This is a genomic window from Geodermatophilus sp. SYSU D01180 (genome assembly GCF_054050415.1).
The window spans coordinates 52,295-73,177 of record NZ_JBJGZH010000009.1; the positions used below are offsets into that span (position 1 = coordinate 52,295).

Annotated in this window: 22 protein-coding genes and 1 riboswitch; of the genes, 18 read left to right on the forward strand and 4 right to left on the reverse strand. The window is 77.4% G+C overall.

From position 1 onward, the window contains the following. Positions 1–190 precede the first annotated feature (190 nt). The 13 genes from ACI8AA_RS10495 to ACI8AA_RS10555 all read left to right on the forward strand — a co-directional run bounded on the left by ACI8AA_RS10495 (position 191) and on the right by ACI8AA_RS10555 (position 12,882). Positions 191–877 (forward strand): redox-sensing transcriptional repressor Rex, encoded by a 687-nt coding sequence (locus tag ACI8AA_RS10495; protein WP_457044393.1) that lies wholly within the window; start codon positions 191–193, stop codon positions 875–877. Beyond that, positions 874–2,229, forward strand: a complete 1,356-nt coding sequence (locus tag ACI8AA_RS10500; RefSeq protein ID WP_457044394.1) for a glutamyl-tRNA reductase — start codon at positions 874–876, stop codon at positions 2,227–2,229. Before ACI8AA_RS10495 ends, ACI8AA_RS10500 begins: the two co-directional genes overlap by 4 nt. Continuing rightward, entirely contained in the window at positions 2,226–3,176 is a 951-nt protein-coding gene (gene hemC, locus ACI8AA_RS10505) for a hydroxymethylbilane synthase (RefSeq protein WP_457044395.1), read from the forward strand. Before ACI8AA_RS10500 ends, hemC begins: the two co-directional genes overlap by 4 nt. A gap of 103 nt (positions 3,177–3,279) precedes the next feature. Further along, positions 3,280–4,809, forward strand: coding sequence for a uroporphyrinogen-III synthase (locus tag ACI8AA_RS10510; protein ID WP_457044396.1), 1,530 nt, complete (start codon positions 3,280–3,282; stop codon positions 4,807–4,809). Beyond that, positions 4,806–5,804: a porphobilinogen synthase gene (gene hemB / locus ACI8AA_RS10515; RefSeq protein WP_457044397.1), complete on the forward strand. Its 999-nt coding sequence runs from the start codon at positions 4,806–4,808 to the stop codon at positions 5,802–5,804. Before ACI8AA_RS10510 ends, hemB begins: the two co-directional genes overlap by 4 nt. A 13-nt stretch (positions 5,805–5,817) precedes the next feature. Beyond that, on the forward strand, positions 5,818–6,348 hold the full coding sequence (locus ACI8AA_RS10520) for a hypothetical protein (RefSeq protein ID WP_457044398.1): 531 nt from the start codon (positions 5,818–5,820) through the stop codon (positions 6,346–6,348). Continuing rightward, on the forward strand, positions 6,345–7,727 hold the full coding sequence (gene hemL, locus ACI8AA_RS10525; RefSeq protein WP_457044399.1) for a glutamate-1-semialdehyde 2,1-aminomutase: 1,383 nt from the start codon (positions 6,345–6,347) through the stop codon (positions 7,725–7,727). The genes ACI8AA_RS10520 and hemL overlap by 4 nt, the downstream gene beginning before the upstream one ends. Next, complete coding sequence (locus ACI8AA_RS10530) at positions 7,727–8,359, forward strand: histidine phosphatase family protein (RefSeq protein ID WP_457044400.1); 633 nt, start codon at positions 7,727–7,729, stop codon at positions 8,357–8,359. Before hemL ends, ACI8AA_RS10530 begins: the two co-directional genes overlap by 1 nt. Continuing rightward, a complete protein-coding gene (locus ACI8AA_RS10535; protein WP_457044401.1) occupies positions 8,356–8,988 on the forward strand; it encodes a TlpA family protein disulfide reductase in 633 nt (210 codons plus the stop codon). Before ACI8AA_RS10530 ends, ACI8AA_RS10535 begins: the two co-directional genes overlap by 4 nt. Next, positions 8,989–9,807, forward strand: coding sequence for a cytochrome c biogenesis CcdA family protein (locus tag ACI8AA_RS10540; RefSeq protein WP_457044402.1), 819 nt, complete (start codon positions 8,989–8,991; stop codon positions 9,805–9,807). It abuts the gene before it with no gap. Continuing rightward, positions 9,804–11,438, forward strand: coding sequence for a cytochrome c biogenesis protein ResB (resB, locus tag ACI8AA_RS10545; protein WP_457044403.1), 1,635 nt, complete (start codon positions 9,804–9,806; stop codon positions 11,436–11,438). The genes ACI8AA_RS10540 and resB overlap by 4 nt, the downstream gene beginning before the upstream one ends. Then, positions 11,435–12,400 carry a c-type cytochrome biogenesis protein CcsB gene (ccsB, locus tag ACI8AA_RS10550; protein WP_457044404.1) on the forward strand — a complete coding sequence of 322 codons (966 nt, stop codon included), beginning with the start codon at positions 11,435–11,437 and terminating at the stop codon, positions 12,398–12,400. Before resB ends, ccsB begins: the two co-directional genes overlap by 4 nt. A gap of 116 nt (positions 12,401–12,516) precedes the next feature. Continuing rightward, positions 12,517–12,882 (forward strand): hypothetical protein, encoded by a 366-nt coding sequence (locus ACI8AA_RS10555; protein ID WP_457044405.1) that lies wholly within the window; start codon positions 12,517–12,519, stop codon positions 12,880–12,882. A 49-nt stretch (positions 12,883–12,931) separates the two neighbouring features. Here ACI8AA_RS10555 and ACI8AA_RS10560 read toward each other — a convergent pair whose 3' ends face one another. Further along, positions 12,932–13,141, reverse strand: coding sequence for a hypothetical protein (locus ACI8AA_RS10560; RefSeq protein WP_457044406.1), 210 nt, complete (start codon positions 13,139–13,141; stop codon positions 12,932–12,934). A gap of 37 nt (positions 13,142–13,178) precedes the next feature. Here ACI8AA_RS10560 and ACI8AA_RS10565 point away from each other — a divergent pair, with 37 nt between their 5' ends. Both ACI8AA_RS10565 and ACI8AA_RS10570 read left to right on the forward strand, forming a co-directional pair. Then, positions 13,179–13,688 (forward strand): Lrp/AsnC family transcriptional regulator, encoded by a 510-nt coding sequence (locus ACI8AA_RS10565; protein ID WP_457044407.1) that lies wholly within the window; start codon positions 13,179–13,181, stop codon positions 13,686–13,688. Between the two features lie 29 nt (positions 13,689–13,717). Then, complete coding sequence (locus tag ACI8AA_RS10570) at positions 13,718–14,029, forward strand: DUF4229 domain-containing protein (RefSeq protein WP_457044408.1); 312 nt, start codon at positions 13,718–13,720, stop codon at positions 14,027–14,029. Between the two features lie 10 nt (positions 14,030–14,039). Here the strand turns inward: ACI8AA_RS10570 and ACI8AA_RS10575 are convergent, their stop codons facing one another. After that, positions 14,040–14,912: a 1,4-dihydroxy-2-naphthoate polyprenyltransferase gene (locus ACI8AA_RS10575; RefSeq protein ID WP_457044409.1), complete on the reverse strand. Its 873-nt coding sequence runs from the start codon at positions 14,910–14,912 to the stop codon at positions 14,040–14,042. Continuing rightward, positions 14,912–16,048: an o-succinylbenzoate--CoA ligase gene (gene menE / locus ACI8AA_RS10580; RefSeq protein ID WP_457044410.1), complete on the reverse strand. Its 1,137-nt coding sequence runs from the start codon at positions 16,046–16,048 to the stop codon at positions 14,912–14,914. Before menE ends, ACI8AA_RS10575 begins: the two co-directional genes overlap by 1 nt. A gap of 41 nt (positions 16,049–16,089) precedes the next feature. Here menE and ACI8AA_RS10585 point away from each other — a divergent pair, with 41 nt between their 5' ends. Next, the gene (locus ACI8AA_RS10585; protein WP_457044411.1) at positions 16,090–17,049 is read left to right on the forward strand and encodes an o-succinylbenzoate synthase; all 960 of its coding nucleotides are present in this window, start codon (positions 16,090–16,092) and stop codon (positions 17,047–17,049) included. Then, positions 17,046–18,725 (forward strand): 2-succinyl-5-enolpyruvyl-6-hydroxy-3-cyclohexene-1-carboxylic-acid synthase, encoded by a 1,680-nt coding sequence (menD, locus tag ACI8AA_RS10590; RefSeq protein WP_457044412.1) that lies wholly within the window; start codon positions 17,046–17,048, stop codon positions 18,723–18,725. Before ACI8AA_RS10585 ends, menD begins: the two co-directional genes overlap by 4 nt. Before the next feature lie 6 nt (positions 18,726–18,731). Here the strand turns inward: menD and ACI8AA_RS10595 are convergent, their stop codons facing one another. Next, positions 18,732–18,980 carry a VOC family protein gene (locus ACI8AA_RS10595; protein WP_457044413.1) on the reverse strand — a complete coding sequence of 83 codons (249 nt, stop codon included), beginning with the start codon at positions 18,978–18,980 and terminating at the stop codon, positions 18,732–18,734. Between the two features lie 467 nt (positions 18,981–19,447). Continuing rightward, a riboswitch (cyclic di-AMP (ydaO/yuaA leader) is annotated at positions 19,448–19,618 on the forward strand. Positions 19,619–19,622: 4 nt separating this feature from the next. On the opposite strand from ACI8AA_RS10595, the gene ACI8AA_RS10600 reads away from it, so the two are divergent. After that, positions 19,623–20,798, forward strand: a complete 1,176-nt coding sequence (locus ACI8AA_RS10600; RefSeq protein WP_457044414.1) for a transglycosylase family protein — start codon at positions 19,623–19,625, stop codon at positions 20,796–20,798. The last annotated feature ends 85 nt before the right edge of the window (positions 20,799–20,883 follow it).

The following is a 20,883-nucleotide window of genomic DNA, read 5'->3' on the forward strand; positions in this document are numbered from 1 at the left end:
GGTGTCGGACACAGCCGCGGGCATCCGCGCTGGCCCGGGGCCCGAGGCCGTCCCCGGGACTTTGTTCCTGCGTTCACAAGCGGTTACCGTGGCTGTCGCCGGGTGGGTGTACCGCCCGGATCCCCGATGTCGTCCGCCCCCGCAGGCTCCCGCCGGCGCCCGGGCGCGACCGCTGTGGAGTAGGCCCGTGATGCAGTCGCGGCCCCGGATCCCGGAGGCCACCGTCGCCCGGCTGGCCGTGTACCTGCGGGTGCTCACCGGACTCGCCGACAGCGGCCGCGGCACCGTCGCCTCCGGCGAGCTGGCCTCGGCGGCCGGCGTCAACCCCGCCGGGCTGCGCAAGGACCTCTCCCACCTCGGCCCGTGCGGCGTGCGCGGGGTCGGTTACGACGTGGCCACCCTGCGCGACCGCATCGCGGCCGTGCTCGGGATGGAGACCGCGCACGCGTGCGTCCTCGTCGGGATCGGGAACCTCGGGTCGGCGCTGGCAGGCTACGGGGGCTTCGGCGACCGCGGCTTCGAGTTCGTCGGCCTGTTCGACGCCTCGCCGGCCCGGGTGGGCCAGCGGATCGGCGACCTGCCGGTCCGGCCGATGGAGGAGCTCGACGAGGTCGTCGCCGCCACGCGGGCGACGATCGGGGTCATCGCGACACCGGCCGAGGTGGCACAGCGGGTCTGCGACCGGCTGACCAGGGCCGGGGTGAGGAGCATCTTGAACTTCGCGCCGGTGGCGCTCACCGCGCCCGCAGGGGTCGGCGTCCGCCAGGTCGACCTCTCCGTCGAGCTGCAGGTCCTCGCGTTCCTCGACAAGCAGCGGGGCCCGGCCCCGGTCTCGGCGCTCGGCACCGGGCTCGCCCCCGCCGGGGGGATGGCATGAGCCTGCTCGCCGTCGGCATCAGCCACCAGACCGCGCCGGTCGCCCTGCTCGAGCAGGTCGCGATGAGCGCGGACGACAAGGTCAAGGCGCTGCACGAGCTGGTCGAGAGCGACCACGTCAGCGAGGCGCTGGTGCTGGCCACCTGCAACCGGGTCGAGGTCTTCGCCGAGGTCGACCGCTTCCACGGCGGCGTCGCCGAGGTCAGCCGGGTGCTGGCCCGCCAGGCGGGCGCCACTGTGGAGGAGCTCTCGCCCTACGTCACCGTCCACTACGAGGACCAGGCCGTCGCCCACCTGTTCACCGTGGCCGCGGGCCTGGACTCCATGGTGGTCGGCGAGACACAGGTCCTCGGCCAGCTGCGCGCCGCGTACGCCCTCGCCCAGGACGAGGGCACGGTCGGCCGCTCGCTGCACCCGGTCGCCCAGCACGCGCTGCGCGTGGGCAAGCGGGTGCACTCCGAGACCGGCATCGACCGCGCCGGCGCCAACCTGGTCACCGTCTCCCTCGACCACGCCGAGCAGCGGGTCGGCCCGCTGGCCGGCCGCCCGACGCTGGTGGTCGGCGCCGGGTCGATGGGCGCGCTGGCCGCCACCACGCTGTCCCGCCGCGGCGCGCTGGTCACCGTCGCCAGCCGCTCGCCGGAGTCGGCCGCCCGCCTGGCCGCCGCGGTCGACGGCGGCACCGCCGAGCTCGCCGACCTGCGCGCGGCGATCGCCGACGCCGACGTCGTGGTCACCTGCACCGGCGCGACCGGCCTCGTGGTCGGCACCGACGTCGTCGCCGGCGCCCTGGCCGACCGGGACGGCCGCCCGCTGGCCGTCGTCGACCTGGCCCTGCCCCGCGACGTCGACCCGGGCGTGGCCGCGCTGCCCGGCGTGCACCTGGTCGACCTCGCGCTGCTGCAGGGCGAGCGCTCCGCCGCCGGCGGCACCGGCCCGGTCGCCGCCGACGACGTCTCCGCCGCGCACGCGCTCATCGAGGCCGAGACCGCGCTGCTGCGCGCCGAGCGGCAGGCCGCCGCCGTCGCCCCGACCGTGTCCGCGCTGCGCAGCCAGGCCGCCGAGGTCGTCGACGCCGAGCTGCTGCGGCTGTCCACCCGGCTGCCCGACCTCGACGCCCGCGCCCGCGGCGAGATCGCCCGCACCGTGCGGCGGGTCGTCGACAAGCTGCTGCACGAGCCGACCGTGCGGGTCAAGGAGCTGGCCGCCACCCCCGGCGGCGTCGACTACGCCGACGCCCTGCGCGCGCTGTTCGGCCTCGGCATCGACACCGAGGTGCCCGAGGACGGCACCCGGCTGGCCGAGGCGGTCACCGTGGACCCGGACGACCTGCGCCCCGGCGGTGTGGCATGACCACGCCGTCGACCGGCACCACCACCCGCACGCTGCGCCTGGGCACCCGCGCCAGCCAGCTGGCCCGCACCCAGTCGCAGACCGTCGCCGACGCGATCACCGCGGCCAGCGGCGTGCCCGTCGAGCTGGTGCACATCAGCACCGAGGGCGACCGGTCGGCCGCGGCCATCGCCCAGCTCGGCGGCACCGGCGTCTTCGTCACCGCGATCCGGCAGGCGCTGCTCGAGGGCACCGTCGACGTCGCGGTGCACAGCTACAAGGACCTGCCCACCGCGCCCGAGCCCGGGCTGGTGCTCGCCGCCGTCCCGCCGCGGGAGGACCCCCGCGACGCGCTGGTCGCCCGCGACGGCCTGACCCTCGGCGAGCTGCCGGCCGGCGCCCGCGTCGGCACCGGCGCCCCGCGGCGGGTCGCCCAGCTGCGCGCGCTCGGCCTGGGCCTGGAGGTCGTGCCGATCCGCGGCAACGTCGACACCCGGATGGCCCGCGTCGTCCCGGGCGACCTCGACGCCGTCGTCCTCGCCCGCGCCGGACTGGCCCGGCTGGGCCGGCTGGGCGCGGTCACCGAGACCCTCGACCCGCTGCAGGTGCTGCCCGCCCCCGCGCAGGGCGCGCTGGCGGTCGAGTGCCGGGCCGACGACGAGCGGACGCGGGAGCTGCTCGCCGCCCTCGACGACCCCGGCACCCGCGCCTGCGTGCTCGCCGAGCGCACCACGCTGGCCGCGCTCGAGGCCGGCTGCAGCGCCCCGGTGGCCGCCCACGCCGAGCTGGCCGAGGGCGAGGACGGCGCCGAGCTGTACCTGCGTGCCTCGGTCACCGCGATCGACGGCAGCGACGGCGTCCGCGGCTCGGTCACCGGGCCGGTCGGCGAGGCCGAGCGGCTGGGCCGCGACCTCGCCGCCGACCTGCTCGACCGCGGCGCCGCGGCGCTCATGGCGGCCGCCCGGTGACCCCCGGGCGCCGTCCCCCCGCCGGGCAGTCCGTCCCGGCACCCCAGACCCCCACCCACGCCCTCCCCAGGGCCTCGACACCAACAAGGACCAGGAGCTCGCGATGACGCGCTTCCGCAAGACCCCCGGCCGCGTCGTCTTCGTCGGCGCCGGCCCCGGCGACCCCGGCATGCTCACCGCCCGGGCCGCGGCCGCGATCGCCGAGGCCGCGGTGCTGCACGTCGACCCCGACGTGCCCGCCGCCCTCCTCGACGCCGTGCGCGCCGGCCGCCCCGGCGTCGAGCCGGCCGTCGTGAGTGGCGAGCCGGCCGACGTCGCCAAGGGCGCCGTCGCGGCCGCGAAGGCCGGTGACGTCGTCGTCCGGCTGGTCGCCGGCGACCCGTTCACCTCCGACGCCGTGGTCAAGGAGGTGCTCGCCGTCGGCCGCACCTCCGTGCCCTTCGACGTCGTCCCCGGCGTCGCCCCCGCCACCGCCGTCCCGGCCTTCGCCGGCGTCGCGCTCGGCGGTACCTCGCTGACCGCCGACCTGCGCGACGGCGGCGTCGACCTGCCCGCGCTGGCCGGCGCCGCGCACGCCCTCGGCGCCCCGGTGGTGCTGCAGGGCGGCGCCGAGCAGCTGCCCGACGCCGCCGCGCGGCTGGTCGAGGGCGGCCTGTCCGGCAGCACGCCGGTCGTCGTCACCACCGGCGGCTCGGGCACCGGGCAGAAGAGCGTGACCGCGAAGCTGTCGGCCGTGGCCGAGAAGACCGCCGACCTCGGCGGGGTCAGCGGGCCGGTCGTGGCCACCGTCGGCGCTGCCGTCGACAAGCGCGGCAAGCTCTCCTGGTGGGAGAGCCGGCCGCTGTTCGGCTGGCGGGTGCTGGTGCCGCGCACCAAGGACCAGGCCGGCGAGATGAGCGACCGGCTGCGGGCCTACGGCGCGGTGCCGGTCGAGGTGCCGACCATCGCCGTCGAGCCGCCGCGCAGCCCCGCGCAGATGGACCGCGCGATCAAGGGCCTGGTCACCGGCCGCTACGGCTGGATCGTGTTCACCTCGGCCAACGCGGTGCGCGCGGTCCGGGAGAAGTTCACCGAGCTGGGCCTCGACGCCCGCGCCTTCGCCGGCGTGAAGGTCGCCTGCGTCGGCGAGCAGACCGCCGAGGCGGTCCGCGCGTTCGGCATCGTGCCGGAGCTGGTGCCCGCCGGGCAGCAGTCCAGCGAGGGCCTGCTGGCCGACTTCCCCGAGTACGACGACGTGCTGGACCCGATCAACCGGGTGCTGCTGCCCCGCGCCGACATCGCCACCGAGACCCTCGCCGCGGGCCTGCAGGAGCGCGGCTGGGAGATCGACGACGTGACCGCCTACCGCACCGTGCGCGCCGCCCCGCCGGCCGCCGCGGTCCGCGAGGCGATCAAGGGCGGCGGCTTCGACGCGGTCTGCTTCACCTCCTCGAGCACCGTGCGCAACCTGGTCGGCATCGCCGGCAAGCCGCACGCGAAGACCGTCGTCGCCGTCATCGGCCCCGCGACCGCGGCCACCGCGCAGGAGTTCGGCCTGCGGGTCGACGTCCAGCCCGAGACCGCCGCGGTGCTCCCGCTGGTCGACGCGCTGGCCGAGTACGCCGAGGCGCGGCGGGAGGGTGAGGGCGAGTGACCTCCCCGCAGGGCGGGTCGAACCCGGGCTTCGCGCGCGGGCGCCGGCTGCGGTCGACGCCCGCGCTGCGGCGGCTCACCGCGCAGACCCGGGTGGCCCCGGCCGACCTGGTGCTGCCGGTGTTCGTCAAGGAGGGCATCGACCGGCCGCAGCCGATCGGCGCGATGCCCGGCGTCGTGCAGCACACGCTGGACTCGCTGCGGAAGGCCGCGCACGAGGCGGCCGACGCCGGCATCGGCGGGCTGGTCCTGTTCGGCATCCCCGCCGAGAAGGACGAGGTCGGCTCGCAGGCCGACGCCGCCGACGGGATCGTCAACGTGGCGCTGCGCCAGCTGCGGGCCGACCTCGGCGACGAGCTGGTGCTCATGGCCGACCTGTGCCTGTGCGAGTACACCTCGCACGGGCACTGCGGCCTGGTCACCCCGGCCGGCGTCGTGGACAACGACCCGACGCTGGACCGGTACGCCGCCGTGGCGATCGCGCAGGCGCAGGCCGGCGCCCACGTCATCGCCCCCAGCGGGATGATGGACGGGCAGGTCGCGGCGATCCGCCGGGCGCTGGACGGCGCCGCGTTCACCGAGACGCCGATCCTCGCCTACGCCGCCAAGTACGCCTCGGGCTTCTACGGGCCGTTCCGCGAGGCGGCCGAGGGCGCGCCGCAGTTCGGGGACCGCTCGACCTACCAGATGGACCCGCCCAACGCCGACGAGGCGCTGCGCGAGGTGGCGCAGGACCTCGCCGAGGGCGCCGACGCCGTCATGGTCAAGCCGGCGATGCCCTACCTGGACATCGTCGCCCGGGTCGCCGACGCGGTCGACGTCCCGGTCAGCGCCTACCAGGTGTCCGGCGAGTACGCGATGGTCGAGGCGGCCGCGGCCAACGGCTGGATCGACCGGGAGCGCGCCGTCCTGGAGACGATCACCGCCATCCGCCGGGCGGGCGCCGGCCAGGTGCTCACCTACTGGGCGGTCGAGGCCGCGCGCCTGCTCCGCTGAGGTCCACGCCCCGATGACCTACGTCGAGCCCGGGGGCTCCTGGCGGCCGTTCTGGCTGGTCGCCGGGGTCCTCGGGCTCCTCGCCGTCCTGGACCTGGTGCTGCCCGGCCCGGACGTGCCGCCGCTGCTGTGGGTGCTCGCCGTCGTCGCGGTGCTCGGCGTCGTGGCCTTCGGCTGCACGGCGGCCCGGCGGGTGTGGACGGTGCGGGTCGCCGGCGGCGGTCCCGACGGCGCGCTGTCGGTGGGCCGCGAGCGGGTGCCCCTGGCCGACGTCGACGCCGCCCACCTGCGCGCGGTGCGCGAGGGGACGGCGGGCGTGGACGCCGGCGCCCCCGTCCTGGGCGGCGGCTGGTCGGTGCCCCGCGGGCGCACCGGGCTGCCGCTGCGGCTGACCGACGGGCGGACCGTGCTCGTGCCCACCCGCGACCCCGCGGCGCTCGCCGGCGCGCTGCTGTCCGCGGTCCCGGGGAGCGCAGGCTCACACGACGCCGGCCCCGACACCCCCGACGGGCGTCCAGGCAGCGGGGGGACACTGGGGCCGTGACCTCGCTGGACACGACCCGGTACGACTACGGCGCACCGGTCTCCGCCGACCTGTTCGCCCGCGGGCAGCGCGTGACCCCGGGCGGGGTGAACTCGCCGGTGCGCGCCTTCCGCGCCGTCGGGGGCACCCCGCGGTTCATCGCGCAGGCCCAGGGCCCCTGGCTGACCGATGCCGACGGCCGCCGCTACGTCGACCTCGTCGCGTCGTGGGGGCCGATGATCCTCGGCCACGCGCACCCGGCCGTCGTCGAGGCGGTGACCGCCGCCGCCCGCCGCGGGCTGTCCTTCGGCGCGCCCACCGAGGGCGAACTCGAGCTCGCCGAGGAGATCATCGCCCGCGTGCGCCCGGTCCAGCGGGTGCGGCTGGTCAACTCCGGCACCGAGGCGGTGCTGTCCGCGCTGCGCCTGGCCCGCGGCGCCACCGGCCGCCCGCTGGTGGTCAAGTTCGCCGGCAACTACCACGGCCACGTCGACGCGCTGCTGGCCTCGGCCGGGTCCGGCGTCGCCACCCTCGGCCTGCCCGACACCCCCGGCGTCACCACCGGCGCGGCCGCCGACACGATCGTGCTGCCCTACAACGACGTCGCCGCCGTCGAGGCCGTGTTCGCCGAGCGCGGCTCGGACATCGCCGTCGTGGTCTCCGAGGCGGCGCCGGGCAACATGGGCGTCGTCCCGCCGCTGGGCGGATTCAACGCGCACCTGCGCCGGATCACCGCCGAGCACGGCGCGCTGCTGCTGCTCGACGAGGTCATGACCGGCTTCCGGGTGTCCCGCTCGGGCTGGTACGGCCTCGACCCCGTCGACGCCGACCTGTTCACCTTCGGCAAGGTCATGGGCGGCGGGCTGCCGGCCGCGGCCTTCGGCGGGCGCGCCGACCTCATGGAGCAGCTGGCCCCGATCGGGCCGGTGTACCAGGCGGGCACGCTGTCGGGGAACCCGGTCGCCGTCGCCGCCGGGCTCACCACGCTGCGGCACTGCACCGACGACGTCTACGCCCGCTGCGACCGGGTCGCGGTCACCCTGCGCGGCGCGGCCAGCGCGGCCCTGTTCGCCGCCGGCGTCCCGCACCGGGTGCAGCAGGCCGGGTCGATGTTCTCGGTCTTCTTCGTGCCCGACGAGCGCCAGGTGCGCGACTACGACGACGCCCGCACCCAGGACACCGCGGCCCACCGCGCCTTCTTCCACGAGATGCTCGCCCACGGCGTGTACCTGCCGCCGTCGGCGTTCGAGGCCTGGTTCGTCAGCGCCGCGCTCGACGACGAGGCCGTGGAGCGGGTGCTCGACGCGCTGCCCGCCGCCGCCCGCGCCGCCGCGGCCGCCGACCCCGCCGACGCCCCGTCCGACGCGGACGCCAAGGACGCCCAGGAGCTGCAGCCCTGATGGAGACGACCGTCGTCCACCTGCTCCGGCACGGGGAGGTCCACAACCCCGGGAAGGTGCTCTACGGCCGGCTGCCCGGCTACCGGCTGTCGGAGGCCGGCGAGGCGATGGCCCGCCGCGCCGCCGAGTGGCTGGTCGGGCGCGGCGTCACGCACCTGGTGTCCAGCCCGCTGGAGCGGGCGCGGCAGACCGCCGAGCCGGTCGCCGAGGCGCTGGACCTGCGGGTCGCCGTCGACGAGCGGCTGATCGAGGCCGGCAACGCCTTCGAGGGGATGCCGGTCGCCGGCGGCCAGGGGCTGGTCCGCCGGCCGCGGGACTGGTGGAAGCTGCGCAACCCGGTGCGGCCCTCGTGGGGCGAGCCCTACGTGGAGATCGCCGCGCGGATGCTGCTCGCCGTCGAGGCGGCCCGCGACGCCGCCCGGGGGGGCACCGCCGTCTGCGTCAGCCACCAGCTGCCCATCTGGACGCTGCGGCTGCACCTGGAGGGGAAGCGGTACGTGCACGACCCGCGCCGACGGCAGTGCGGGCTGGCCAGCGTCACGTCGGTGACCTACGAGGGCGACCGGGTCGCCGGCATCACCTACGCCGAGCCGGCCGGGGCCACCGACCCCGACGCGGTGCCCGGGGCATGACCACCCCACGACAGCGCTCCGCCGGCGCTCCGCGCTTCCGCGGGGGCCCCGGGAGGCGCGCCCTGACCGCCCTCGTGGCGTCGGCGGCCCTGCTGGCCGGCTGCTCCACGGGCTCGGACGCGGTCGACGTGAGCAACGGCGGCGAGTTCCGCTTCGTCGCGGCCACCCCGGCCGGCGAGGTGATCCCCGAGGGCGAGCGGGACTCCGCGCCCGCGTTCGGCGGCACCCTGGTCGGCGGCGGTGACTGGACCTCCGAGGAACTCGCCGGGCAGGTCGCCGTCCTCAACTTCTGGGGGTCCTGGTGCGCGCCCTGCCGTGTGGAGACCCCGGCGTTCCAGGAGGTCTACGCCGACGTCCGCGACCGGGGCGTGGCCTTCCTGGGGCTCAACGTCAAGGAGGCCGACGAGCAGTTCGCGCAGGCGTTCGTCGACAGCCAGGGCATCGAATTCCCCTCGCTGTACGACCCCGCCGGCGAGGTCGCGCTGGCCTTCCGGGACTACCCGGCGAACGCGATCCCGTCCACGATCGTGCTGGACCGGGACGGCCGGGTCGCCGCCGTGTACACGGGCGAGGTGGCGCAGGAGGACCTGCGCGCCGTCCTCGACCGGCTGCTCGGGGAGGAGAGCTGAGTGGACGGCGTGCGTGAGCTCGTGACCGACGGCCCCCTGCTGGTGGCCGCCGCCGTCGCCGCGCTGGCCGGGCTGGTCAGCTTCGCCTCGCCCTGCGTGCTGCCGCTGGTGCCGGGCTACCTGTCCTACGTCACCGGGCTGGTCGGCACCGGCGCCCGCCCCGCGCCCGCGCCCGTCCCCGCCGGGCAGGGCGCCACGGCCACCGCCGTCCGCACCGACGAGCGCACCCCGCGCGGGCGGATGGTGCTCGGCGCGCTGCTGTTCGTCCTCGGCTTCACCGTCGTGTTCGTCGCCGCGGGCGCCGCCTTCGGCGGGCTGGGCCGGCTGCTGGTCCAGTACGACGACGTCATCACCCGGGTGATGGGCGCGGTCGTCGTCGTGGTGGGCCTCGGCTTCCTCGGCTGGCTGCCGTTCCTGCAGCGCACCGCCCGGCTGTCGGTGCGGCCCGCGGCCGGGCTGGCCGGCGCCCCGCTGCTCGGCGTCGTCTTCGGGCTGGGCTGGACGCCGTGCCTGGGCCCGACGCTGTCGGCGGTCTACTCGCTGGCCTACACCGAGGCCACCGCCGGCCGCGGCGCGCTGCTGTCGGTCGCCTACTGCCTGGGCCTGGGCGTGCCGTTCGTGCTGGTCGCCCTGGGCGCCCGCTGGGCGGTCGGGGCGACGACGTTCCTGCGCCGGCACGCCCGCGGGGTCACCCGCTTCGGCGGCGCGGTGCTGGTGCTCGTCGGCCTGCTCCTGGTCACCGGCGCGTGGACCGAGATGATGGGCTGGCTGCGGTCCTGGCTGGCGGTCACCGGGCTGGGGGAGTCGGCGCCGCTGTGACGACGACCGCCCCGCCCCGCCCGGCCGCCGCGCCCACCCCGCCGGCCCGGCCCTCCGGGCTCCGCCGCCTCGGCGGGTTCCTGCTGCGCCAGTGGCGCCGGCTCACCGCCATGCGCACGGCGATCGTGCTGCTGTTCCTGCTGGCACTGGCCGCCATCCCCGGCTCTCTGCTGCCGCAGCGCTCGCTGTCGCAGAGCAACGTCACGCAGTACTTCGCCGACCACCCGACGCTGGCGCCGTGGCTGGACCGGCTCTACCTGTTCGACGTCTTCGGCTCGCCGTGGTTCGCCGCGGTGTACCTGCTGCTGTTCGTCTCGCTCATCGGCTGCGTGCTGCCCCGCGCGCTCGAGCACGCCCGCGCGCTGCGCACCCCGCCGCCGCCCGCGCCGCGGCGGCTGTCCCGGCTCCCCGACGCCGCCGCGCTGCCCACCGCGCTGCCGGCCGCCGGGGCCCTCGACGTCGTCGAGGAGGAGCTGCGGGTCCGCCGCTACCGCGTGGTGCGCCGCGAGCGGGACGGGGTGGAGGAGCTGTCGGCCGAGAAGGGCCTGCTCAAGGAGACCGGCAACCTGGTCTTCCACCTGGCCCTGGTCGGCCTGCTGCTGGCGCTGGCCGGCGGCAAGCTGTGGGGCTACGAGGGCAGCATCCTGGTCACCGAGGGCCAGCGGTTCTGCAACTCGTTCCAGCAGTACGACACCCACTCCTCCGGCGCGCTGGTGGAGGGCAGCGACCTGACGCCGATCTGCGTCGGGCTCGACGACTTCCGCGCCACCTACGAGCAGGACCTCACCGCCTCCTCGTTCACCGCCGACATCACCTACGGGGCCCCCGGCGAGGAGGGCCGGCCGACGACGATCGGCGTCAACGACCCCCTGCGGGTCGACGGCGACCGGGTCTACGTCACCGGCCACGGGTTCAGCCCGACGTTCACGGTGACCCGGCCCGACGGGTTCAGCATCGACGACGTCTCGGCGCCGTTCCTGCCCAGCGACCAGCGGATGATGGGCAGCCAGGGCGCGCTCAAGCTGCCCGACCTGGGCGCCGGCAGCGAGGACCAGTTCGCGCTGGAGGGCTTCTTCGCGCCGACCGGCCTCACGCAGGGCGGCGTCCTCACCTCGATCGACCCGCGCCCGCTGGCGCCGCAGGTGGCAGTCGTTGCCTACGAGGGCTACCTCGGCCTGGACTCCGGCCTGCCGCAGTCGGTCTACTCACTCGACGCCTCGCAGATCGAGCGCGGCCGGCTCACCGAGGTCGGCCGGGGAAACCTGTCGGTGGGTGAGTCGCTGACGCTGCCCGACGGGACGACGGTGACCTTCACCGGCTACAAGGAGTTCGCCGCGATGCAGTTCTCGCACGACCCGGGGCAGGTGTGGGTGCTCGCCGCGGCGATCGCGGTGCTCGCCGGCCTCCTCGGGATGCTGCTGCTGCGCCGGGAGCGGGTCTTCGCCCGCGCCACCGGGCCCTCCGCCGACGGCGGTACCGTGCTCGAGGTCGGTGGACTGACTCGAGGCAGCGGCGACAGCGCACCGCGCTTCACGGCGTTGACCGACGACCTGCGGGCGGCCCTCGCCCCCCGCGCCGCGCCCCGCGCCCCGTCCGGGGGCGCACCCGAGACCGGAGGCACACCCGCGTGACCGCCGACCAGCTGTCCGGACTGTCGGACACCCTGTTCTCCGTCAGCGTCGGCCTGTACTCGCTCGCCGTCGTCGCCTTCGCCGCCCAGCTGGCCTTCGGCCGCCGGCCCGCCCGCGCCCGCGCGCTGGTCGGCGCCGGTGCCCCGGTCGACGAGCCGGTGGCCCCCGAGGCGGCCCCGGCCGGCACGGACGACCCGCCGGCGGTGCGCCGCTGGGGCCTGGTGGCGATGCTGCTCACCGCCCTCGGGGCGCTCACCCACACCGGGGTGCTCGTCGCCCGCGGCCTGGCCGTCGAGCGGCTGCCCTGGGGCAACATGTACGAGTTCGCCGTCGCGGTCGTGCTGGTCGCCGTCGTGGCCTTCCTCGTCCTCGCCGTCCGCTCGCCGGGCCTGCGGCACCTGGGGCTGTTCGTCCTCGCCCCCGTCGTGGTCAGCCTGGTCGCGATCGGGCTGTTCCTCTACGTCGAGAGCGCCCCGCTGGTGGCGGCGCTGCGGTCGAGCTGGCTGGCCGTGCACGTGTCGACGGCGATCCTCGGCTTCGGCGTCTTCTTCGTCAGCGGCATCGCCAGCGTGCTGTACCTGGTCCGCGGCCGGTTCGAGGCCCGCGGCGGCGACCCGTCGTCGTCGCGGCTGGTGGCGCGCATCCCCTCGGCCGCCACGCTGGACCGGGTCGCGCACCGCACGGCGATCTTCGGCTTCCCGATCTGGACCTTCGCGGTGATCGCCGGCGCCATCTGGGCCGAGAGCGCCTGGGGCCGGTTCTGGGGCTGGGACCCCAAGGAGACCTGGGCCTTCATCGCCTGGGTGGTCTACGCCGCCTACCTGCACGCCCGGACGACGGCGGGCTGGCGCGGCCGGCCCGCGGCGTGGGTCAACGTGGTCGGCCTGGGCGTCATGGTCTTCAACCTGCTCTACGTGAACATGGTGTCGTCCGGGTTGCACAGCTACGGCGGGGTCAACTGACCTGCGCCCCGTCCGCCCCACCCGTCCCACCCCTCACTCCCGTGAGGGGGTCGGGGCGCGTGTTCCCGGCCCGGCGTGTTGCGATGGGCGCATGACTGCACGCGCGGGGGGACGCCGTGGGTAGGCACGCAGCCGCCGACGGCGCCGGCACCGACCCGATCGTGGCGGCCGCGCTGGCCACCGGCACCCCGGTGACCCGGCACGCGCCCGGAGCCGCCGCGCAGGGGACCGAGGGCGACCTGGGCTGGCCGGGGGACACCACCACCGGCGGCGGGCTCGGCTGGCCGGGCTCGCTGGACCGGGCCGGCGACGCCGGCGAGACGACGGAGGCCGGGCCGGCCGGGACCGACGCGACGGCGGGCCCCGAGGCCACCGCGCGCATCGACGTCGTCCCCGCCGTGCCGGGGACCGGGCCGGACGGGGACCCGGAGCCGCCGGGCCCGCGCGGCTGGCGCCGCCTCTTCGGCGGCCGCGCGGCCTGACGTCACCTCGGCCGTGCCCCTCCGCGGAGGTGCAGCGGGAGTGGGTCCGCTAGGCGGGGGAGCCGTCGTCGCGGCGGACGCGGCGGCCGAGCTCGCGGAGGAACTCCGGGTCGTCGTCGGGGGCGACCGGACGGACCGCGCGCGAGGGCCGCGGACGTCGGGCCGGCCGCTCCCGGCGCAACTCGCTCCCGGCGACCGCCGTCGCCCGGACGACGAGCACCACCACGAGCACCGCGACCACCAGCAGCACGACCGGCACCCGGCCTCCCCTCTCCAGGAACGTCCCTCGCCGCCCAATGTACGAGCGCAGGGATACTCGGGGGAGCGGACCGCGACCGCGTCCGCACACGACCTGGACGGAGCCCTCCATCGACGCCGTCGACCGGCAGCTGATCGACCTGCTGCGCGCCAACGGCCGGGCCAGCATCGCCGAGCTGGCCCGGCAGGTCGGGCTCTCCGCGCCGGCCGTGCACGAGCGCGTGGGCAAGCTCGAGGCCTCCGGCGTGGTCCTCGGCTACCGCGCCGTCGTCGACCCGGCCGCCCTGGGGCTGGACGTCACCGCGCTCATCGGCGTGATCGAGAGCGACGCCGTCGACGACACCGGCGTCGAGGCGGCGCTGCGGGCGATGCCCGAGGTCGAGGACTGCTGGCGGGTCGCCGGCAGCGAGGGCTACGTGCTCAAGGTCCGGGTGACCGACATCCCGGCACTCGAGGCCGCCATCAACGCGTTGAACAGGATCGAGGGCGTCGCCCGCACCCGGACGACCGTCGTGCTCTCCACCAAGTGGGAGGGCCGGACGGGATGACGCCCGACCGCACGCAGGAGGACAGCAGCATGGCCGAGAGCACCACCCCGGGCGCGCCCACCGGCGGTCCCGCGACCCCGCCGCGGATCGCCCCGTGGCTGCTGCTCTACACGCTCGGCCGGCTGGTCATCGCCGTCGCGCTCGTCGCGCTGATCTGGCTGGTCGGCCTTCCCGGCTTCCCGGCGCTGCTGTTCGGCCTGCTGCTGTCGATGCCGGTGGCGCTGGTCCTGCTGCGCCCGGTCCGCGACAAGCTCACCGAGGGCCTGGCCGCCCGCAGCGTCGCCCGCCGCGCCCGCAAGGAGCAGCTGCGCGCCCGGCTGTCGGGCGACGCCGCCGCCTGAGCCCCCCCGCTCAGCCCGACAGGGCGAGCCCGGCGCCGAGCAGGACGCCGGTGACCAGGGTGAGCAGGCCGGTGGCCTGCAGCGCGGCGATCAGCGCCGGCCCGCGCCCGCCGGAGAGGACCACCCGCGACGGCGGCACGGCCAGCGGCGCGGCGGCCAGCGCGAGCAGCGCCCAGGGCCGGCCCACCCCGATCGCGACGACGACGGCGAACGCGACCGCGAGCAGGACGACGTAGAACCGCCGGGTCGCGCGGTCGCCGAGCAGCACCGCGAGCGTGCGCTTGCCCACCCGGGCGTCGCCCTCGACGTCGCGCAGGTTGTTCACCACCAGCAGCGCCACCGACAGGAGCCCGATCGGCACGGCGGCGGCCAGCGCCAGCCCCTCGACCCGCCCGGTCTGCACGAACGTCGTCCCGGCGACGGCGACCAGGCCGAAGAAGACGAAGACGAACACCTCGCCGAGCGCCCGGTAGCCGTAGGGCAGCGGGCCGCCGGTGTAGGTCCAGGCCGCGGCGATGCACACCGCGCCGACGGCGACCAGCCACCAGCTCGACAGTGCCGCCAGCGCCAGCCCCGCGACCCCCGCGACGGCGAAGGACAGCAGCGCCGCCGTCAGCACCGCGCGGGGCGAGGCGGCGCCCGAGCCGACCAGCCGCATCGGCCCGACCCGGACGGCGTCGGTGCCGCGCTTCCCGTCGGAGTAGTCGTTGGCGTAGTTGACCGCCACCTGCAGCGCCAGCGCCACGAGCAGCGCCAGCAGCGCGGGCACGAGCCGGAAGCCGTCGAGCGCGGCCGCGGCGCCGGTGCCCACGAGCACCGGCGCGAGCGCGGCGGGCAGCGTACGGGGCCGGGCGCCGGCCACCCACTGCGCGGGGGTGGCCACTAGCCGACCCCGCCGAGCCGGGCCGCGACGCCGCGGCGGTCGGGCTTGCCGGTGTGCAGGGTCGGCACCGACTCGATCACGTGCAGCTCGCGCGGCGCGGACGGCCCGCCCAGCCGCTCGGCGACCCACGGCCGCAGGGCCGCGAGGTCGGGCGCGGCGCCCGGCGCCGGGACGACGGCGGCCACCACCCGCTGCCCCCACTCCTCGTCGGGCCGGCCGAACACCACGGCGTCGGCGACGGCGGGGTGCGTGCGCAGCGCCCCCTCGACCGCCTGCGGAGCCACGTTCACCCCGCCGGTGACGACGACGTCGTCGAGCCGCCCGGCCACGGTCAGCCGCCCGTCGAGGCCGACCGACCCGGCGTCGCGGGTGTGGAACTCCCCGCCGGCGAAGGCCGCCGCGGTGCCGTCCGGGTCGCGGCGGTAGCCGAGCGCCAGCACGGGCCCGGCGACCGCGATCCCGTCGGCGCCCACGCGCACCCGGACGCCGTCGAGGGGGACGCCGTCGTAGACGCAGCCGCCGGCGGTCTCGGTCATGCCGTACGTGGTGACCACCGCGACGCCGGCCCCGCGGGCGCGCGCCAGCAGGTCGGGGTCGGTGGCCGCGCCGCCGACGAGCACCGCGTCGAACGCGCACAGCGCCTCCGGCTCGCGCTCCAGGTACCGGCGCAGCTGGGTGGGTACCAGGGCGGTGTACCGGCGGCCGGCGGGCATCCGCCCAACCGCCGCGGCCAGGTCCTCCCCGGGCGCGAGCACCGCGGGCGCGGTGCCGCCGAGCAGGGACCGCACCAGGACCTGCAGCCCGGCGATCGCCGACACCGGCAGCGCGAGCAGCCAGACGCCGGGCCCGCCGAGCCGGTCGAGGGTCGCCGTCGCCGAGGCCCGCAGCGCCGCGGCCGGCAGCAGCACGCCGCGCGGGCCGCCGGTGGACCCGGAGGTGACCACGACGAGGTCGGCGCCGTCCTCCAGCGGCTCGTCCGGCGCGAGGACCTCCCGCGCGGCCGCCGCGGGTGGCCCGGCCGGGAGGACCGCGAGCGGCGCGGCGCCCTCCAGGCATTCGCGGACGGCGGGCAGCACGGTGCCGAGGACGGCGTCGGGGGAGTCCGGCGCGGGGAGGACGGTCAGCTGCCGGATCACGGGTCCCGAGGGTACGTCGCGCGCGACATAGGCTTGCGGGCGTGATCACCCCCGCCGGCCTCCCCGAGGGGATCGACCGGCTGGCGGTGTGGTCGGTGCCGATGCGCACCCGCTTCCGCGGCATCGACGTCCGCGACGGCGTGCTCGTGCACGGCCCGGCCGGCTGGGGCGAGTTCTCCCCGTTCTGGGACTACGGCGCGCAGGAGAGCCGCCGGTGGTGGGCGGCCGCCGCCGAGGCTGCGCTGGAGGGCTGGGCCGCGCCGGTGCGCGACGCGGTGCCGGTCAACGTGACCGTCCCCGCGGTGGGGCCCGAGCGGGCGCACGCGATCGTGGCGGCGTCGGGCTGCCGGACGGCGAAGGTGAAGGTGGCCGAGCCGGGCCAGACGCGCTCCGACGACCTCGCCCGCGTGGAGGCCGTCCGCGACGCGCTCGGCCCGTCCGGCGCGGTCCGGGTGGACGCCAACGCCGCCTGGGACGTCGACACCGCGGTCGCCCGGATCCGGGAGCTGGACCGGGTGGGCCTGGAGTACGTCGAGCAGCCCTGCGCCACGCTGGCCGAGCTCGCCGCGCTGCGCCGCCGGGTCGACGTCCGCGTCGCCGTCGACGAGGGCGTGCGCCGCGCCGGCGATCCGCTGGGGGTGGACCTGCGGGAGGCCGGCGACGTCGTCGTCCTCAAGGTGCAGCCGCTGGGCGGCGTGCGGGCGGCGCTGCGCGTGGCCGAGGCGCACGGGCTGCCGTGCGTGGTCTCCTCCGCGCTGGAGTCCTCGGTGGGCATCGCCGCGGGGGTCGCGCTGGCCGCCGCGCTGCCGGAGCTGCCCTTCGCCTGCGGCCTGGCCACGGTCGCCCTCCTCGACGGCGACGTCACCGACGCCCCGCTGCTGCCGGTGGACGGCGTGCTGCCGGTGACCCGGCCCGACCCCGCCCGGCTGGACGCCGTGGCCGCGCCCGCTGACGTGACCGCCCGCTGGACCGAGCGGCTGGGCGCGGTGCTGGCCGCGTGAACCCCTCCACCGCGCTGGCCCGCGTGCTGGTCGACGAGCTCGTCCGCGGCGGGGTCCGCGACGCCGTCGTCGCGCCCGGCTCGCGCTCGGCGCCGGTCGCCCTGGCGCTGGCCGCCGCCGAGCGGGCCGGCGTCCTGCGGCTGCACGTGCGCATCGACGAGCGGACGGCGTCCTTCCTCGCCCTGGGCCTGGCCCGCGCGTCCGGCCGGCCGGTGCCGGTGCTCACCACCTCCGGGACGGCGACCGCGCACCTGCATGCCGCCGTCCTCGAGGCCGACGTCAGCGGCGTGCCGCTGCTGGCGCTGACCGCCGACCGGCCGCCGGAGCTGCGCGGCACCGGCGCCAACCAGACGATCGAGCAGCCGGGCCTCTACGGCGGCGCGGTGCGCTGGGCGGCCGACGTCGGCGTGCCCGAGGCCGGCCGCGAGGCCGCGCAGAACCGCTACTGGCGCTCGGTGGTGTCCCGGGCGCTGCTCGCGGCCACCGGCGTCCTGTCCGGTGACCCCGGGCCGGTCCAGCTGGACCTGCCGCTCCGTGACCCGCTGCTGCCCGAGGAGGAGCCCGGACCGCTGACCGGCCCGTGGGCCGGCCGGGACGGCGGCGCGCCGTGGACCGCCGGCGCGTCCGCGCCCGCCGCGACCGCGCCGGTCGCGGACGGCCCGCGCACGCTCGTCGTCGCCGGGGACGGGCCGGACGCCGTCGGCCGGGCGTGGGCGGCCGGCGCCGCCGCGGCCGGCTGGCCGGTGGTCGCCGAGCCGAGCGGCGGGGCGTGGACCGACGGCGCCGTGCGCGGCGGGGCGCTGCTGCTCGGCGTGCCCGGCTGGCTGGACGCGCACCGGCCCGAGCGCGTGGTCGTCGTCGGCCGGCCGACGCTGTCCCGGCCGGTGTCGGCGCTGCTGGCCGACCCGCGGGTGCGCGTGGAGACCGTGGTCGCGGGGCCGCGCTGGCCCGACGCCGGCCGCTCGGCCGCGCTGGTCACCCGCGCCGCCCCGCCGGGCGGCCCGCCGTCGGACCCGGGCTGGGCCGCCGCCTGGCGCGTGGCCGCGGACCGGGTGGGCGCGACCGTCGACGCCGCCCTGGACACCGCGCCCGGGCTGACCGCCGCCCGGCTGGCCCGCGACGTCGTCGCCGCGCTGCCGTCCGGGGCGCTGCTGGTGCTCGGCTCCTCGACGCCGGTGCGCGACGTCGACCGGCTCGCCGTGCCGCGCGGCGACGTCGCCGTGCTCGCCAACCGCGGCGTCGCCGGCATCGACGGCACGGTGTCCACCGCCGTCGGCGCCGCGCTGGCGCACGGCGGGCCGGCGGTGGCGCTCATGGGCGACCTCACGTTCCTGCACGACCTGCAGGGGCTGCTCACCGGCGAGGGCGAGCCGCGCCCGGACCTCACCGTGGTGGTGCCCGACAACGACGGCGGCGGGATCTTCGCCCAGCTGGAGCCGGGGCGGCCGGCGTACGCCCGCGACTACCGGCGGGTGTTCGGCACGCCGCACGGGCGCGACCTGGTCGCCGTCGCGGCGTCCCTGGGGTGGGCGGCCACGGCGGTGGCCACGCCGGAGGAGCTCGCTGCCGCGCTGGCGTGCGGCGGGCCGCGGGTGGTCGTCGCCCGCACCGACCAGCGCGCGGAGGCCGACCTGGCCGTCGCCCTCCGGGAGGCCGCGGGCCGCGCGCTGGCCTGACCGGCCTCAGGAGCGGCGGATCTCCTGCAACGACCGGCCGTTGCCGTCGGGGTCGCTGAAGAATGCGAACCGCGAGCCGGGGGCGCCCTCGGGGCCCGGCTGCTGGACCTCGGTCACGTCGACCCCGCGCTCGGCCAGCTCCCGGCGGACGGCGTCGACGTCCTCGACGACGAGCGGCGGGCCCCGGGTCGAGCCCGGCTCGCCCAGCGGCATGCCCTGGACGATGACCACCGAGCAGGGGGAGCCCGGCGTCATCTGCACCACACGCATGCCCGGGGGCCGGGCTGACGTCGTGGTCGAGCCCGGAACCGACCTGCTCGACGTGGAAGGCCCTGGCGACGTCGACGTCGCTCACCGGGATCCCGGTCACCTCGAGTCGCGTGTCCGTGCGGGGGACCCCAGGGAGGTCCGGGCACCCGGCGGGTGCCTCGCGGCGCGGTCCCGACGGGGGAGGGGGAGCCCGTCGCCGGTGGCCTTCGTCACGGGATCCGGGGCGGCCGGGACGGGGGCGGGAGGACCGCGGCAGGGCCGGATCGCGCGCGGCGAGCAGCGCGTTCCGTTACCCGCGCGGGGATCACGCCGACGTCACGCCGTACCCCACGGGTCCCAGTCGAACCGTGCTGTGACCGCCGTCACGACGACAGTCGACATGACGACACGTAACGTTTTGGCTGCGCTCAGCGAACACGGAGCGCGGCGCCGGTCCGCCAAACCCTGCCCACCGGTCGCCCACGTCAACTCCCAGGGCAGGGGTGGGGGACCCACTCTTCCGGCGCGCGACGGCCCACGGGGGCCTGGTCGGAGCGCGCCTCGGGGTGAAGCCGCGGACCGCGGCCGGGCACCGATCGCCCGAACCCGACAGCTCACCTCGCCGGCGGTGATCGGGAGATCATCACCATGCCCAAGCACCGCGCACCCCGCTACGTCCGCACCAAGAAGGTCATCGCCAAGGCCCCTGTCGCCGCCGGCGCCGCCGCCGTCGGTCTGGGCGTCCTGAGCTCGCCGGCCTCCGCCTCCACCACCCACGACTGGACCGGCGTCGCCCAGTGCGAGTCCAGTGGCAACTGGAGCATCAACACCGGCAACGGCTACTACGGCGGCCTGCAGTTCAGCCAGTCCACCTGGGCCGCCTTCGGGGGCACCGACCTCGCCCCGCGTGCCGACCTCGCCACCCCGGCCCAGCAGGTCCAGATCGCCGAGGCCGTCCTGGCCGGCCAGGGCGTCGGCGCCTGGCCGAGCTGCGGCAAGTACCTGACCGACGGCACCACCGCGGCCGCCGCCGAGGCGCCGGCCGCCGAGCAGGCCGCCCCCGCCGCCGCCGAGGCCCCGGCCGCCCCGGCCGAGCAGCCGGCCGCCAAGCAGGTCGCCCCGGCCGAGCAGGCCGAGGTCACCACCGAGGAGTACACCGTCCGCTGGCGGGACACGGTGGCGAAGATCGCCGCCGCCCACGGCCAGAGCTGGCGGGAGCTCTACGAGCGCAACGTCGACGTCATCGGCGCCAACCCGAACCTGATCTTCCCCGGTCAGGTGCTGGCGCTCAGCGGCTCGACCGCCGCCCCGGCCGAGGCCGCCCCGGCCCCCGCTGCCGAGGCCGCCCCGGCCCCCGCCGCCGAGGCCGCCCCGGCCCCGGTCGCCGCCGCCGGTGAGGCCGCGCCCGCCGCCACCCCGCCGATCGCCGAGGCCGCCCCGCAGGTCGCGCAGGCCTCGGTCGTCGCCGAGATCACCAACACCGCCGGCGCCATCCACGAGGCCGTGCAGGCGGCGGCGAACGCCGTCGTCAGCAACGTCCCGGGCGCCGCGGACATCACCCTCGGCGGCACGCGGGCCAGCGCGGTCGACCCGGACGGCCACCCCTCCGGCAAGGCCCTGGACTACATGGTCATGTCCGACGCCGCCCTCGGCGACGCGATCGCCCAGTACCACGTGGACCACTGGGACGAGCTCGGCGTCGAGTACGTCATCTGGCAGCAGCGCATCCTGACCTCGCCCGACGGTGCCTGGAAGGCGATGGAGGACCGCGGCGGTGTGACCGCCAACCACTTCGACCACGTGCACGTCAACTACGTGGGCTGACCTCCCGCACACCCGACGAGGGCCCCGACCGCGCGCAGCGGCCGGGGCCCTCGCCGTCTCCGGGGCAGGACGCCGGCGCCGGCGG

Bases quoted from the DNA above. Each gene is read 5' to 3' on its own strand.
- ACI8AA_RS10495 (WP_457044393.1), top strand. From the start codon at position 191: ATGCAGTCGCGGCCCCGGATCCCGGAGGCCACCGTCGCCCGGCTGGCC.
- ACI8AA_RS10500 (WP_457044394.1), top strand. From the start codon at position 874: ATGAGCCTGCTCGCCGTCGGCATCAGCCACCAGACCGCGCCGGTCGCC.
- hemC (WP_457044395.1), top strand. From the start codon at position 2,226: ATGACCACGCCGTCGACCGGCACCACCACCCGCACGCTGCGCCTGGGC.
- ACI8AA_RS10510 (WP_457044396.1), top strand. From the start codon at position 3,280: ATGACGCGCTTCCGCAAGACCCCCGGCCGCGTCGTCTTCGTCGGCGCC.
- ACI8AA_RS10520 (WP_457044398.1), top strand. From the start codon at position 5,818: ATGACCTACGTCGAGCCCGGGGGCTCCTGGCGGCCGTTCTGGCTGGTC.
- ACI8AA_RS10530 (WP_457044400.1), top strand. From the start codon at position 7,727: ATGGAGACGACCGTCGTCCACCTGCTCCGGCACGGGGAGGTCCACAAC.
- ACI8AA_RS10535 (WP_457044401.1), top strand. From the start codon at position 8,356: ATGACCACCCCACGACAGCGCTCCGCCGGCGCTCCGCGCTTCCGCGGG.
- ACI8AA_RS10565 (WP_457044407.1), top strand. From the start codon at position 13,179: ATGTACGAGCGCAGGGATACTCGGGGGAGCGGACCGCGACCGCGTCCG.
- ACI8AA_RS10570 (WP_457044408.1), top strand. From the start codon at position 13,718: ATGGCCGAGAGCACCACCCCGGGCGCGCCCACCGGCGGTCCCGCGACC.
- ACI8AA_RS10595 (WP_457044413.1), bottom strand. From the start codon at position 18,980: ATGACGCCGGGCTCCCCCTGCTCGGTGGTCATCGTCCAGGGCATGCCG.
- ACI8AA_RS10600 (WP_457044414.1), top strand. From the start codon at position 19,623: ATGCCCAAGCACCGCGCACCCCGCTACGTCCGCACCAAGAAGGTCATC.